14 protein-coding genes and 1 tRNA gene are annotated in these 14,209 nt (G+C 58.2%); 7 read left to right on the forward strand and 8 right to left on the reverse strand.

What is annotated here, in order from left to right; genetic code table 11:
* Nucleotides 1-43 precede the first annotated feature (43 nt).
* Together GT753_RS22890 and GT753_RS22895 are read right to left on the reverse strand one after the other, a co-directional pair.
* Nucleotides 44-337 (reverse strand): co-chaperone GroES, encoded by a 294-nt coding sequence (locus GT753_RS22890; protein WP_004929661.1) that lies wholly within the window; start codon nt 335-337, stop codon nt 44-46.
* Between the two features lie 189 nt (nt 338-526).
* Nucleotides 527-1,015, reverse strand: a complete 489-nt coding sequence (locus GT753_RS22895; RefSeq protein ID WP_004929660.1) for an FxsA family protein — start codon at nt 1,013-1,015, stop codon at nt 527-529.
* 368 nt (nt 1,016-1,383) lie between these two features.
* Here GT753_RS22895 and aspA point away from each other — a divergent pair, with 368 nt between their 5' ends.
* The 6 genes from aspA to GT753_RS22925 all read left to right on the forward strand — a co-directional run bounded on the left by aspA (nt 1,384) and on the right by GT753_RS22925 (nt 7,355).
* A complete protein-coding gene (gene aspA, locus GT753_RS22900) occupies nt 1,384-2,820 on the forward strand; it encodes an aspartate ammonia-lyase (protein WP_004929659.1) in 1,437 nt (478 codons plus the stop codon).
* Nucleotides 2,821-3,069: 249 nt separating this feature from the next.
* On the forward strand, nt 3,070-4,371 hold the full coding sequence (locus GT753_RS22905) for an anaerobic C4-dicarboxylate transporter (protein ID WP_004929658.1): 1,302 nt from the start codon (nt 3,070-3,072) through the stop codon (nt 4,369-4,371).
* A 109-nt stretch (nt 4,372-4,480) separates the two neighbouring features.
* Nucleotides 4,481-4,804: a divalent cation tolerance protein CutA gene (cutA, locus tag GT753_RS22910; RefSeq protein WP_015376376.1), complete on the forward strand. Its 324-nt coding sequence runs from the start codon at nt 4,481-4,483 to the stop codon at nt 4,802-4,804.
* Nucleotides 4,780-6,504, forward strand: a complete 1,725-nt coding sequence (locus GT753_RS22915) for a protein-disulfide reductase DsbD (RefSeq protein ID WP_015376375.1) — start codon at nt 4,780-4,782, stop codon at nt 6,502-6,504. Before cutA ends, GT753_RS22915 begins: the two co-directional genes overlap by 25 nt.
* A 39-nt stretch (nt 6,505-6,543) precedes the next feature.
* Nucleotides 6,544-7,119, forward strand: a complete 576-nt coding sequence (locus tag GT753_RS22920) for a transcriptional regulator (RefSeq protein WP_016929381.1) — start codon at nt 6,544-6,546, stop codon at nt 7,117-7,119.
* A 160-nt stretch (nt 7,120-7,279) separates the two neighbouring features.
* Nucleotides 7,280-7,355: transfer RNA gene (locus tag GT753_RS22925), tRNA-Phe, on the forward strand.
* A 715-nt stretch (nt 7,356-8,070) separates the two neighbouring features.
* Here the strand turns inward: GT753_RS22925 and GT753_RS22930 are convergent.
* The 5 genes from GT753_RS22930 to GT753_RS22950 all read right to left on the reverse strand — a co-directional run bounded on the left by GT753_RS22930 (nt 8,071) and on the right by GT753_RS22950 (nt 11,857).
* Nucleotides 8,071-8,493 (reverse strand): hypothetical protein, encoded by a 423-nt coding sequence (locus GT753_RS22930; protein WP_230857971.1) that lies wholly within the window; start codon nt 8,491-8,493, stop codon nt 8,071-8,073.
* A gap of 119 nt (nt 8,494-8,612) precedes the next feature.
* Nucleotides 8,613-9,119 carry a YbaK/prolyl-tRNA synthetase associated domain-containing protein gene (locus GT753_RS22935; protein ID WP_015376372.1) on the reverse strand — a complete coding sequence of 169 codons (507 nt, stop codon included), beginning with the start codon at nt 9,117-9,119 and terminating at the stop codon, nt 8,613-8,615.
* A gap of 26 nt (nt 9,120-9,145) precedes the next feature.
* Nucleotides 9,146-10,117: a threo-3-hydroxy-L-aspartate ammonia-lyase gene (locus tag GT753_RS22940; RefSeq protein WP_015376371.1), complete on the reverse strand. Its 972-nt coding sequence runs from the start codon at nt 10,115-10,117 to the stop codon at nt 9,146-9,148.
* Nucleotides 10,118-10,138: 21 nt separating this feature from the next.
* Entirely contained in the window at nt 10,139-10,528 is a 390-nt protein-coding gene (locus GT753_RS22945; RefSeq protein WP_015376370.1) for a RidA family protein, read from the reverse strand.
* A 54-nt stretch (nt 10,529-10,582) separates the two neighbouring features.
* Complete coding sequence (locus GT753_RS22950; RefSeq protein WP_015376369.1) at nt 10,583-11,857, reverse strand: cation:dicarboxylate symporter family transporter; 1,275 nt, start codon at nt 11,855-11,857, stop codon at nt 10,583-10,585.
* Between the two features lie 310 nt (nt 11,858-12,167).
* On the opposite strand from GT753_RS22950, the gene GT753_RS22955 reads away from it, so the two are divergent.
* Entirely contained in the window at nt 12,168-12,794 is a 627-nt protein-coding gene (locus GT753_RS22955) for a transcriptional regulator (protein WP_076740816.1), read from the forward strand.
* Nucleotides 12,795-12,797: 3 nt separating this feature from the next.
* Here GT753_RS22955 and GT753_RS22960 read toward each other — a convergent pair whose 3' ends face one another.
* The gene (locus tag GT753_RS22960; RefSeq protein WP_088381163.1) at nt 12,798-14,126 is read right to left on the reverse strand and encodes an MFS transporter; all 1,329 of its coding nucleotides are present in this window, start codon (nt 14,124-14,126) and stop codon (nt 12,798-12,800) included.
* Between the last annotated feature and the right edge of the window lie 83 nt (nt 14,127-14,209).

A 14,209-nucleotide genomic window follows, 5' to 3' on the forward strand; every position in this document is an offset into this window, starting at 1 on the left:
GGTATTTCCCTTCAACTCGTTCAGTTCAGAAGATAAAGCGCAATTACGCTTCAACAATTGCCAGAATGTCGCTTTCGGACATGATCAACACTTCTTCATTGTCGATCTTCTCTGCTTTCACGCCGTAGCCGTCGTTGAAAATCACGATATCGCCAACTTTCACATCCAGCGGTTGGATGTTGCCGTTTTCCAGCACACGCCCTTTACCCACTGCAACCACTTCACCGCGAGTGGATTTACCCGCAGCAGAGCCAGTCAGGACGATGCCGCCAGCAGATTTTGATTCAACTTCTTTGCGCTTGACGATAACGCGGTCATGCAATGGACGAATACTCATTGAACGCTCTCCTGTAAGAAGGTCTCTATCAGATTTAGGGTTGTACACCGGATGGTTGTTATTACCGGCCTCGTGGCATTTGAGATGGGGGCGTTCCAGCCCCCTTCAAGGGGGCTAACGAAAAAAATTTCGCATTTTTGGTTCGGCGAGTGCCGCAGAGATGAAAAACGCGGCCTGGGCCGCGTTTGCTTAACGATCGTGAGGTTTGCGATCCTCGTCCGGGCGGTGTTCCAGCACCGGGCGCTCGTCGTCCTTGCGCTGGAATTCGCCGTCAAAGGTGTTGCCGTTGGCGGCGTCGCCGCCCGTCCAACCGCCGGGGCGATACACCGACAGATGCGGCATCAGCTTCAGCGTCAGCGATTTTTGCACCGGCGGCAGCAGCAGCAGCAGGCCGAGGAAGTCGGTGAAGAAGCCCGGAATCAGCAGCAGGAAGCCCGCCAGCACCAGCGAAACGCTTTTCACCATTTCCGCCGCCGGGCTTTCGCCGGCCGCCAGTTTTTGCTGCATCTGCACGAAGGTTTTCATGCCCTGATTGCGCACCAGCGAAATGCCGACGCAGGAGCTGAATACCACCAGCAACAGGGTGACAGCCACGCCGAGCACGGCGGCGACTTTGATAAAGATGGATATTTCTATGTAAGCCAGCAGAAATATCAGCAGTAGCGGTAACCAGCGCACCTGGTTCTCCTATCGGTAGGTAAAGCGCGGCCGCCACGGGGGCGACGGCGCGAAAAAAGAGGCCGTAAACGGCCGACACTATTACAATGAGGGCATCCCCCCACCATTTCAACCGAGAGCCGGTTTTTATTGCTAAAGTTCACAAACGTGAAAGAAGTCACAGAACCGGAAAAGGGCATATCCTTAAACACCATAAGGTGATCTGGATTCAGTCATTTCTTATCAACCAGCATATGATCTGGGCAGCAACGGGCGATTTGGTTAATCGTTTCACGCCCCAAGCCTTCGGCAATATTAATTTAGGCTGTGCCCTTTAGCCTTGACCTGACAAATTATTAATTCGGCAGCAACACATAGAGAAGGTTCTCATGTCAAACAACATTCGTATCGAAGAAGACCTGTTAGGAACACGTGAAGTCCCCGCAGACGCTTACTACGGAGTTCACACTCTGCGTGCGATTGAAAACTTCTACATCAGCAACAGCAAAATCAGCGATGTTCCCGAGTTCGTTCGCGGCATGGTGATGGTGAAAAAGGCCGCGGCGATGGCCAACAAAGAACTCAAAACCATTCCGCGCAAAATCGCCGACGTGATCATCCAGGCCTGCGACGAGGTGCTGGATAAAGGCAAGTGCATGGATCAGTTCCCGGTGGACGTATTCCAGGGCGGCGCGGGCACCTCGCTGAACATGAACACCAACGAAGTGCTGGCGAACATTGGCCTGGAGCTGATGGGTCACCAAAAAGGCGAATACCAGTACCTGAATCCGAACGATCACCTCAATAAATGCCAGTCCACCAACGACGCCTACCCGACCGGGTTCCGCATCGCGGTGTACGCCTCCAACCAGAAACTGATCGACGCCATCAACCAGCTGCGCGAAGGCTTCGATCGCAAGGCGAAAGAGTTCGAAACCATCCTGAAAATGGGCCGCACCCAGCTGCAGGACGCGGTGCCGATGACCCTCGGCCAGGAATTCCACGCCTTCAGCGTGCTGCTGAACGAAGAGACCCGCAACCTGCACCGCACCGCGGAGCTGCTGCTGGAAGTGAACCTGGGCGCCACCGCCATCGGCACCGCGCTCAACACCCCGGAAGGCTACCAGCCGCTGGCGGTGCAAAAACTGGCGGAAGTCAGCGGCCTGCCGGTGGTGCCGGCGGAAGACCTGATCGAAGCCACCTCCGACTGCGGCGCCTACGTGATGGTGCACAGCGCGCTCAAACGCCTGGCGGTGAAACTGTCCAAAATCTGTAACGACCTGCGCCTGCTCTCCTCCGGCCCGCGCGCCGGCCTGAACGAAATCAACCTGCCGGAGCTGCAGGCGGGATCGTCCATCATGCCGGCCAAAGTGAACCCGGTGGTGCCGGAAGTGGTCAATCAGGTGTGTTTCAAGGTGATTGGCAACGACACTTGCGTTACCATGGCGGCCGAAGCGGGCCAGCTGCAGTTGAACGTGATGGAGCCGGTGATCGGCCAGGCGATGTTCGAGTCGATCCACATCCTGACCAACGCCTGCTACAACCTGTTGGAAAAATGCATTAACGGCATCACCGCGAATAAAGAAGTCTGCGAACACTACGTCTTCAACTCGATCGGTATCGTCACCTATCTGAACCCGTTCATCGGCCACCATAACGGTGACATCGTCGGGAAGATCTGCGCCGAAACCGGCAAGAGCGTGCGCGAAGTGGTGCTGGAACGCGGCCTGCTGACCGAAGCCGAGCTGGATGACATCTTCTCCGTGGAGAACCTGATGCACCCGGCCTATAAAGCCAAACGCTATACGGATGAAAATGAACAATAACAGACCTACCCGGTAGCCCTGAAAGGCACGCTAAATCCTCTGGATAGCGTGCCTTTTTACTTTTAGGCGCCCACAAAATTTTAACGTTTTATTTTCAATTTACACCCTAAATCATTGGGACTGCATCAAGGCGGCAAGAGCGCAAGTCCCCAGGAGCTTACTCAAGTAAGTGACTGGGGTGAGTGCTCGCAGCCAACACCGATGCAGTTTCAAGGATGACGGGAAATCTCATTTTAAGGAGTAAACACTATGCTAGCCTTGGAATTGGTTATCGTTCTGCTGGCCATCTTTTTAGGGGCCAGGTTGGGCGGTATCGGTATCGGGTTCGCGGGGGGGTTGGGCGTTCTGGTCCTGGCGCTGATCGGCGTCAAGCCGGGCAGCATCCCTTTCGACGTGATTTCCATCATCATGGCGGTGATCGCGGCGATCTCCGCCATGCAGGTCGCCGGGGGGATGGACTACCTGGTGCAGCAGACCGAAAAGCTGCTGCGCAAGAACCCCAAACATATCACCATTCTCGCCCCTATCGTCACCTACTTCCTGACCATCTTCGCCGGCACCGGCAACATCTCGCTCTCGGCGCTGCCAGTGATCGCCGAAGTGGCGAAAGAACAGGGCATCAAGCCTTGCCGGCCGCTGTCGACCGCCGTGGTCTCCGCCCAGATCGCCATCACCGCCTCGCCGATTTCCGCCGCGGTGGTGTACATGTCTTCGGTGATGGAAGGCCACGGCGTCAGCTACCTGCACCTGCTGATGGTGGTGATCCCGTCCACCTTCTGCGCCGTGCTGGTGATGTCGCTGCTGGTGACCTGGCTGTTCGACTCCAAGCTGTCTAACGATCCGGTCTACCTGAAACGCCTGGAAGAAGGCCTGATCACCCTGCGCGGCAACAACGCGCTGGCGATCAAACCGCGCGCCAAAGCCTCGGTGCTGCTGTTCCTGCTGGGCGTGCTGTGCGTGGTCGCCTACGCCATCATCAACAGCCCGGGCCTGGGCCTGGTGGCCAAGCCGCTGATGAACACCACCAACGCCATCCTGATCATCATGCTGAGCGTCGCCACGCTGACCACCCTGCTGTGCCGCGTCGACACCGACATGGTGCTGAACTCCAGCACCTTCAAGGCCGGCATGAGCGCCTGTATCTGTATCCTCGGCGTCGCCTGGCTGGGCGACACCTTCGTGCAGGCCAACATCGATTGGATCAAAGAGACGGCCGGCAGCGTCATTCAGGCGCACCCGTGGCTGCTGGCGGTGATCTTCTTCTTCTGCTCGGCGCTGCTGTACTCGCAGGCCGCCACCGCCAAGGCGCTGATGCCGATGGCGCTGGCGCTGAACGTGTCGCCGCTGACCGCCGTCGCCTCCTTCGCCGCCGTTTCCGGCCTGTTCATCCTGCCGACCTACCCGACGCTGGTCGCCGCGGTGCAGATGGACGATACCGGCACCACGCGCATCGGCCGCTTCGTGTTCAACCATCCGTTCTTCATTCCCGGCACCATGGGCGTGATCTTCGCGGTGGTATTCGGCTTCCTGCTCGGCAGCGTCATGCTGTAACGCTTCGACCGGGGCTTCGGCCCCGGTTTTCCTTCTGGCGATAAACTCGCCTTCTAGCCAATCCGCCTTCAGGGTATAGTGCCCATTCGAACCGATGAGAGGGCTGAAGATGTCTGATTGCGAAGCTGTCGTCATACTCTGTACCGCACCCGATGAAGCCAGCGCCCAGGAACTGGCGGCGCGGGTCTTGGGCGATAAGCTGGCGGCCTGCGCCACGCTGCTGCCCGGCGCCACCTCGCTGTATTACTGGGAAGGGAAACTGGAACAGGAATACGAGGTGCAGATGCTGTTCAAAAGCGATCGCCGCCGTCAGCAGGCCCTGCTCGACACCCTGAAACAACATCACCCCTACCAGACACCCGAGCTGCTGGTATTGCCGGTGATGGCCGGAGATAAAGACTACCTGTCATGGATCAACGCTTCATTAAACTGATTTTGCTGCTGTGCAGCCTGTTCTTCCTGCCGCAGGCGGCGCAGGCTTCGCTGTTCGCACCGACGGGCGGCAGCCAGTTCGTGCCCGTCGATCGGGCCTTCGCTTTCGATTTCAAACAGCAAGGCAACCAGGTAACGCTGAACTGGCAGATCCGCCCCGGCTATTACCTGTATCGTCAGCAGATCAAACTGGTGCCCCAGCAGGCAACGCTCGGCGCGTTTACCCTGCCCGAAGGGCTAAGCCACAAGGACGAGTTCTTCGGCGAAGTGGCGATTTTCAAACAGCAGCTGAATCTGCAGGTGCCGCTGCAACAGGCGGCGGCCAACGCCAGCCTCAGCGTCACCTATCAGGGCTGCGCCGAGGCCGGCTTCTGCTATCCGCCGGAAACCCGGGTCATCCCGCTGGACGCGGTCAGCGCCGGCGCTGCCGCGCCGCTCCCGGCGGCTGCCTCTGAGCCAGCCGAACAATCCGCAACACCGGCCAGCCTGCCGTTCTCGCCGCTGTGGGCATTGCTGATCGGCATCGGCATCGCCTTCACGCCGTGCGTGCTGCCGATGTACCCGCTGATCTCCGGCATCATTCTCGGCCGTGACCGGCCGCAAAGCAGCGGCCGCATTCTGGCGCTGGCGGTGGTTTACGTGCAGGGCATGGCGCTCACCTACACCCTGCTCGGGTTGGTGGTGGCCGCCGCCGGGCTGCAGTTCCAGGCGGCGCTGCAGCATCCTTATGTCTTGATCGGCCTGTCGGTGCTGTTCATCGCCCTGGCGCTGTCGATGTTCGGCCTCTATTCCCTGCAGTTGCCTTCCGCACTGCAAACCCGGCTGGCTAACTGGAGCAACACCCAGCGCGGCGGCTCGCTGACCGGCGTGTTCCTGATGGGCGCCCTGGCCGGGCTGATTTGCTCGCCCTGCACCACCGCGCCGCTCAGCGCCATCCTGCTGTATATCGCCCAGAGCGGCAATCTGTGGGCCGGCGGCGGCACGCTATACCTGTACGCGCTGGGGATGGGCATTCCGCTGGTGATCGTCACCCTGTTCGGCAACCGCCTGCTGCCGCGCAGCGGCCCGTGGATGCAGTACGTGAAAGAGGCCTTCGGCTTCGTCATTCTGGCGCTGCCGGTGTTCCTGCTGGAGCGAGTGATCGGCGATCTGTGGGGCATGCGCCTGTGGAGCCTGCTCGGCCTGGCGTTCTTCGGTTGGGCCTTCGCCCTGAGCCTGAGAAGCGCGCGCGGCTGGGCTCGCGCCCTGCAACTGCTGCTGCTGGCGGCGGCGGTGATCGCCGCACGGCCGCTGCAGGACTGGGCTTTCGGCGCCGACCAGGCGCAGCAGGCCGCTCAGCCACACCTGGCCTTTACCCGCATCAACAACGTCGCACAGCTCGATCTGGCGCTGCAACAGGCGCGCGGCAAGCCGGTGATGCTGGATCTGTACGCCGACTGGTGCGTAGCCTGTAAAGAATTCGAGAAATACACCTTCAGCGATGCGGCGGTGCAGGCGAGCCTGGCCAACGCGGTGCTGCTGCAGGCGGATGTGACCGCCAACAGCGCGGAACAGGCGGCGCTGCTGAAGCATCTGCAGGTGCTGGGGCTGCCGACGATCCTGTTCTTCGATCCGGCGGGCCAGGAACTGACGGCGCAGCGGGTCACCGGTTTTATGAAGGCGGAAGCCTTCAACGCGCATTTGCAGAAAGTGATGCGATAACTGACACTGAAGATCGGAAGTGAATGGGAGGAAGCACAAGTGCAACGTGAACACGTCCTTGATACCGCGCTGGGTCTGTTGGAACAACAGGGCCTGGCGACCGCCACATTAGAGATGCTGGCGGAAAAACTCGACGTTCAGCCCGGCGATCTCAAACGGTTCTGGCCGGATCGCGAAGCGCTGCTGTACGACTGCCTGCGCTACCACGGCCAACAGATCGACACCTGGCGCCGCCAGCTGCTGCTGGACGAAAATCTGAGCCCGCAGCAAAAGCTGCTGGCGCGCTATGACGTGCTGGCGGAATACGTGCAGCAAGACCGCTATCCCGGCTGCCTGTTTATCGCCGCCTGCAGCTTCTTCCCGGAAACGGACCACCCGATCCACCAGCTGGCGGAGCAGCAAAAGCTGACCTCGCTGGAGCTGACCCGCGAATTGCTGCGTGAAATGGACGCCGACGACGCCGACATGGTGGCGCAGCAAATGGAGCTGATTCAGGAAGGTTGCCTGAGCAAACTGCTGGTAAAACGCCAGCTCCAGGACGTATCGGTCGCCAAACGGCTGGCGGAAGACATCTTGCAGGTGGCGCAGTGCCGCCGCAACGGGGCGCTGAGCTGAATCGGCAGGGTTGGCAGCGCCACCAACCCGAGGCGATAGCCACAACAGGCGCATTTTTTGCGCCCTTTGCCTGAAAAGCCAGCAACCGGAGGCATTTTCGCGTATTTCACGCATAAAGCCGTTGACGGCTTTCGGCCAATACGGTTTAATGCTGCCCGTTGCCCGGATAGCTCAGTCGGTAGAGCAGGGGATTGAAAATCCCCGTGTCCTTGGTTCGATTCCGAGTCCGGGCACCATATTTAGAGAACCCAGCCTATGGCTGGGTTTTTCGCTTTCTGGGGTACGGACTCTCCATCGAACTGCGTTCGATTATTCGGCCAGAGGCCTCACCCTGCGGGCCAGCGCTGAAGCGCTGTTCAACGCGGCGCCAGCGCCGGTTGTCCGAGTCCGGGCACCATATTTAGAGAACCCAGCCTATGGCTGGGTTTTTCGCTTTCTGGGGTACGGACTCTCCATCGAACTGCGTTCGATTATTCGGCCAGAGGCCTCACCCTGCGGGCCAGCGCTGAAGCGCTGTTCAACGCGGCGCCAGCGCCGGTTGTCCGAGTCCGGGCACCATATTTAGAGAACCCAGCCTATGGCTGGGTTTTTCGCTTTCTGGGGTACGGACTCTCCATCGAACTGCGTTCGATTATTCGGCCAGAGGCCTCACCCTGCGGGCCAGCGCTGAAGCGCTGTTCAACGCGGCGCCAGCGCCGGTTGTCCGAGTCCGGGCACCATCTTCAGAAGAACCCGCCTATGGCGGGTTTTTCGCTTTCTGGGATACGGACTCTCCATCGAACTGCGTTCGATTATTCGGCCAGAGGCCTCACCCTGCGGGCCAGCGCTGAAGCGCTGTTCAACGCGGCGCCAGCGCCGGTTGTCCGAGTCCGGTCGCCCTATTCAGAAGAACCCGCCTATGGCGGGTTTTTCGCTTTCTGAGATACGGACTCTCCATCGAACTGCGTTCGATTATTCGGTCTTCCGCTTCCTCGGTGGGATCAGCCCAATCAGCGCCAGCACACAGGATTTGGCGGCTAATACCAGATTGAGATGCCCGGGGAAAGCGACGTTGATAAACCAAAAGGCCAGGAAGATCGCCAGAGAAACCGGCCAGGCGAGCACGAAGAACCGGGTATCGCATAACCGCTGGGCGCAAAACAGCAGCGTCAGCACCACCGCCAATAGCCCGAAAGGAAGATACAGAATCAGTCTCAGGTAAGGGGCGATAACATCAGCGAACGAAACGTTATTGATGACGGAAATCGTCAACTTCTGAAAAAATAACGTATCACGATTATAAATCTCTAAAAGATTTAGCCACGCAAAGCTGAACCCTATCGTTAACGACATCCATACTGCGTATTCTTTGCGGGATAGGGGATTGGTGATCAAACTCAGTCTCTCGTTCAGCCAGCGGTTCCGAACAAAGGATATAGCATAACAACGCTGAACCGGCGGTAAACGGCGGTTCAGCGTTGTTGTTCAACTCGTCCGAACAGACGATCTTTTTCTCACTCCGTCATTGTCTCCGTACGCGCAAAATGAATAAACTCAGGCGCCGCAATACGCAGATAATCCTGCGCATTGAGCACCACGGAGCGTTGCAGATCGCCGGCGTTAAACGCAATTTCATCGTAACGGTCAAACAGCTCCGGATCGGCGACCAGCCTGAGCTGCGGGTGGAAGCTGAACGGCGGGATCGCCCCCGGCACGCAGGCCGTCAGGGTCGTGATTTCCGCCGGGCTGACCAACGATGCCTTTTTACCGCCCAACTCGGCCGCCAACCGCTGCAGATCCGCCTGACGGTCCGCCGCCAGCACCGCCAAAATGTAATGCTTGGCGCCGTCGATGCGCGTTTGGCAGACCAGTGCCTTGGCGCCCTGCCCCTGTTCGGTGCCGCGCAGCGCCGCCACCGCTTCGCAGCGCCCCTCCGCCGGATGTTCTATCACCCGGAATGCGGCCTCTCCGGCGCTCAGCAGCGCCATGACCTGCTCAAATACTGTCTTGTCTGTCACCATGGTTCTCTCTCGTCACCCGCCTGTTTCTATTGACCTGCCAGCAACTCGCCGTAGCGGCGAATGTCGACGTTGCCACCGCTGATGATCACACCGACGCGTTTTCCCCGCAGCATCGATTTATGCGCGCAGGCGGCGGCGAATCCCAGGCAGCCGGTTGGCTCCACCACCATTTTCATTCGTTCGGCGAAAAAGCGCATGGCGCTAATCAGCTCATCGTCGGTCACCGTCAGAATGTCGTCAACGTCCCGGCGGATAATAGGGAAAGTATATTGGCCCAGGTGCTGCGTCTGCGCGCCATCGGCGAGGGTCTGCGGCGTCTCAATGTGAACGATGCGGCCGGTACGGAATGATTGCTGCCCGTCATTGCCCGCCAAAGGCTCTACGCCATAGACTCGGCAACCCGGCGACAGCCGGCGCCCGGCAAGCGCAGAACCGGCCAGCAACCCGCCGCCGCCCAGACAAACGAACAGCGCGTCCAGTTCGCCAACCTCGTCGAACAGCTCTTTAGCTGCGGTGCCCTGCCCGGCGATCACCTGCGGATGATCGTAAGGCGGGATCAGCGTTAATCCCTGTTGCTGCGCCAGATCCCGGCCGATCTGCTCGCGATCTTCATGATAACGGTTGTACTCCACCACTTTGCCGCCATAGCCGCGCGTCGCAGCCACTTTGGCCGCCGGCGCGTCGTGCGGCATGACGATCGTGGCGGGAATGTCGAGCAGCCGGGCAGCCAGCGCGATCGCCTGCGCATGATTGCCGGAAGAAAAGGCCACGACCCCGGCCTTGCGCTGCGCCGGAGAAAACTGCAGCAAAGCATTCATCGCACCGCGAAATTTAAAGGCGCCCATGCGCTGCAGGTTCTCGCATTTGAAAAATATGCTGGCGCCGAAATCGTCGTCAACCGTGCGTGAAGTCTGCACCGGCGTGCGGTGAGTATAATCATTGATGCGCGCGGCGGCGGCGGCCACGTCGTCATAAACGGGTAAAATCAAATCGGTCATAGCGTTACCTGTCAGTAAGGGTTAAAGGGCGGCCAACGCGACAGCTTCCACTTCCACGGCGGCGCCATAATGCAGTTGCGATACGCCGGCCACCGCGCGCGCAGGGCGAAACTCGCCGATCCATTCGGCATACAGCGCATTGAAGGTCGGCCACAAATCGATATCCGTCAGATAGACGCGCACCTGAACCAGCTGCGCGCGGCCGACGCCGGCCCCTGCCAGGCAGGCATCCAGATTGGCCAGCACCTGGCGGGCTTGCCGCGCGAAAGGTTCGTCGGCAAGACTCTCACCGGAAAAGGCGATCGGCAATTGACCAGAGATATAGACCGTCCCATTGGCCGTACAGCTGGGCGAATAATGACCGGCGGGAGGAAAGCCGCCGGCGGCGTTGTAAACCACATCATGCTTCATATTTAATCCTTGCACAGGTTCGAAAAGCCCTGCGGAAACGGCGCAGGGCGGCATTCAGACGGGTTTGCGCGCAGCCGCTTCAGGCAGCCTCGCCTGAAAACCCACACGCTCTTTCTGCCAGTAAGAAATCGCCATGGTCGCCACGCCGTTGCCGGCCACGTTGGTCAACGTACGCATGGTATCCATCAAGCGATCCACGCCGAGAATCAGCGCCAGCCCCTCCATCGGTATCTCTGGAAACATCAACAGCGAAGCGGACAGCGTGACGAAAGCGCCGCCCGTCACGCCGGCTACGCCTTTCGAGGTCAACAGAAACACCATCAATAGACCGGCCTGTTGCGCCAGGCTCAGCTCCAAACCGGCGGCCTGAGCGATAAACAGCGCCGCTAACGTCATGTAGATTGAAGAGCCGTCCAGATTCAAGGAGTAGCCGGTCGGCACGACAAAACCGACGGTGGCTTTACTGCAGCCGACCGATTCAAGTTTTTTCATCAGGCCAGGCAAGGCGGCTTCCGATGAGGTGGTGGTAAAGGCGATGATCAGCTCTTCCCTGATGAGTTTTAAGAAACTGAACAGGCTAAAACGGGTCAACCAGGCCACCACGGAAAACACCACCACAATGAGGAACAGACACCCCAGATAGACCAGCCCCACCAATTTCATCACCGGCATCAGCGCGCCGATGCCGTATTTGCCCAGCATGAACGCCGCCGCGCCAAATACGCCAACGGGCGCCAGCTTGAGGATGATATTGACCACTTTGAAGGTGGCGTCGGTCAGCAGATTCACCAAATCAACCACCGGCTTGCTTTTATCGCCCATCGCGTACAGCGCATAGCCAAACAGCAGAGCCACCAACAAGATTTGCAGCATGATGCCGCCGGCCAACGCATCAACCACCGTTTTCGGGATGATGCTCATCACGAAATCCATGCCTTGCAGGGGCTCCGCCGGTTTAAGCGCCGTGGCGGCATCGGCATGCAAGACCAGCCCCTTGCCCGGCTCAAACAGATTGCCCATCGCCAGGCCGATCAGCAGCGCCAACGTGCTGACCACTTCGAAATAACAGACCGAGATCATGCCCAGGCGGCCAACGCCGGCACCGCGTTTAACCTGCGCAAAACCGGCTACCACGGTGAGAAACACAATCAGGCCGGCCACCATTTTGATCAGTTTGACGAAGGCCGCCGCCAGCGGATTGAGCTGAGCGCCGATTTGCGGCCACAACAGGCCCAGCGCGCTACCGGCCGCCAGCCCTACCACCAACTGAAAGGTCAACGTGTAATAAAAAGGTTTTCGTGCAGAACCGACGACTGAAGTTGCAGACATTATTGTTCTCCATGCCCTTGCGGGCCGTTGAAGCTAGCGCTGAAAAACCCCGGTGTGTGCGATACGGCTTTTAACGCACGAACATTGTCATATTTAAAACAAATAATCTAAAATTAGAAAATAAGTCCAAAAATGATGTTATATACCTGCGCGACGGCCAAATGCCAATCGGGAAGTGCAGAATTGGGAGCAAGATCATTTTTAGTGCCGCCAGGCGCCAGATGAAAACCGCCGTGCGCCGCACTTGTGGTATGTTCTTCATCTGGCTCGAAATGAGCCAACGCCGCCAAGAAAGTGATCGGAGTGCCCTATGCCTGAAGTGCCGGAAAACCTGTTGTTATCCCAGTTGAATGTGATTGCCGAGGGGCTGAGCGCCACCTTCGCGCCGTTTTGCGAGGTGGTGGTTCACGATCTGCAAAATCCCGAACACGCCATTTTGGCGATCCACAACAACCTGTCCGGACGAGAAGTCGGCCAAGCGGCGACGGAACTTGGCCTGGCTCGCATCGCTTCGGCGGAGTTTCCCAGCGTGATCGCCAACTACGGCAACCTGTTCGCCGATGGCCGCCCGGCGAAAAGCACCTCGATCGGCATCAAGAATGCGCAGGGCGACTACGTCGCCGCACTCTGTTTGAACGTTGATATGACGCTGTTCCGCGGCATGCAAAACGCGCTGGCGCAGTTCACGCAAACGGCGGCCGGCGCGGTGACGGAACACCTGGAGCCCAGCGGCGCGGAGGCCATCCGCAACCGTATCGATCGCTTCGCCGCACGCCACGCCACCACGCCGCGCGCGCTGAAAACGCCGGAGAGAAAGCGGTTGATTCAGGAACTGAGGGAGCAAGGCCTGCTCGAGGTGAAAAAGGCGATGGAGATTGTGGCGCAGCACCTCGGCGTTTCCCGCGCTTCGGTGTATCTCTACGCCAAGGAAGAGTGAAGTTCAGGAAACGGCCAGGCGCGGATTGACGAAAAGCAGGCAGACGGCTGCCAGCAGCGACGGCAGCGCGAAAGCCATAAAGTTTTGCTGAAGCGTCAATTCACTATCAATCAACAGACCCCCCATGAAGGGCCCCAGAATCGCGCCAATACGGCCAATGCCCAGGCCCCAGCCAAGGCCCGTCGAAGTCATGGTTCCAGGATAAAAACGGGCGACATAAGAACTCATCGCGATTTGCGTACCAATGGTGCTTGCACCTGCAATAATCAGCAGCAAATACAGGATGTACACCGGCGTCTGAGTACCCAACAACACTAAAGTGGCGGCGCCCAGCAAAAAATACCCAATAAGAATACGTCTTCCATTCATTCGGTCCATCAGCCAGCAACTGCTCAACGCCCCGACAATGGTGCCCAGATGCAGCGCAAACAGGAACGACAGGCTGGAGCCTAATGGATAGCCAGCCTGCAACATCAACTTAGGCAACCAGGAGGTCATGCCGTAGATGACAAACAGCGACATGAAGAAAACCAGCCAGAACATCAACGTACTTAAGCCTCTGCGTTCAGCGAACAGATCCTTCAGGGTCGCCTTTCCCGCTTTTATACCTGCCGAGGAAGAGCTGATAAACTTCGTACCGGGTTGATGGATATAGTCTGGCGCAATCTTTTCCAAAAGGCGTTTTAAACGGTCATGCTGTTCGGTTTTCACTAAAAATGCCGCCGATTCGGGCAGGTGGCTTAACATCCATGGCAAAACAATGAGTGGCAAAGCGGCAATATAAAATATAGATTGCCACCCCGCGACCGGGATCAAATAAATGCCTGACAGCGCCGCGAGCATGCCGCCGATGGAATAACCACTAAACATCAGCCCAACCATCAGGCTCCGCTTACTTTTAGGTGAATATTCGCTGGTGAGGGCCGTAACGCTGGGCATAACGCCTCCCAGCCCCATGCCGGCGATAAAACGACACCAGCCGAATTGGCCAGCATTAACGCTAAAGCCGCAAAGAAAAGTAAATAAGCTAAAGGTGATAATACACAAACTAATGGTTTTCTTCCTGCCTATTTTATCTGAGAGCGGACCCAATAAAATCGCGCCGAGCATCATGCCTACTAAGGTATAACTGCCCAGCAGGCCCGCCTGAGCCGCAGTGATGCCCCAGTTCGCCATGAGTTCAGGAAGGACCACACCCAGTACTGCAAGATCGAAACCGTCAAAAACAATAATAAAAGCGCACCATAACACCGTGAGTCGGTGCATATTATTCAGTTTCGCGTTATCTATTATTGGATTGATATCCACGACATAAATATTAGCTTGCGACATATGTCCTCCCGGAAATGAAATCGGCACCAACCATAAATATCAGAGCAAACCACCAATAATAGGTTGAGCTTATGTATTTCACT

The sequence above is a fragment of the Serratia sp. Z4 genome (genome assembly GCF_009900725.1).
Lineage (GTDB): Bacteria > Pseudomonadota > Gammaproteobacteria > Enterobacterales > Enterobacteriaceae > Serratia > Serratia nematodiphila.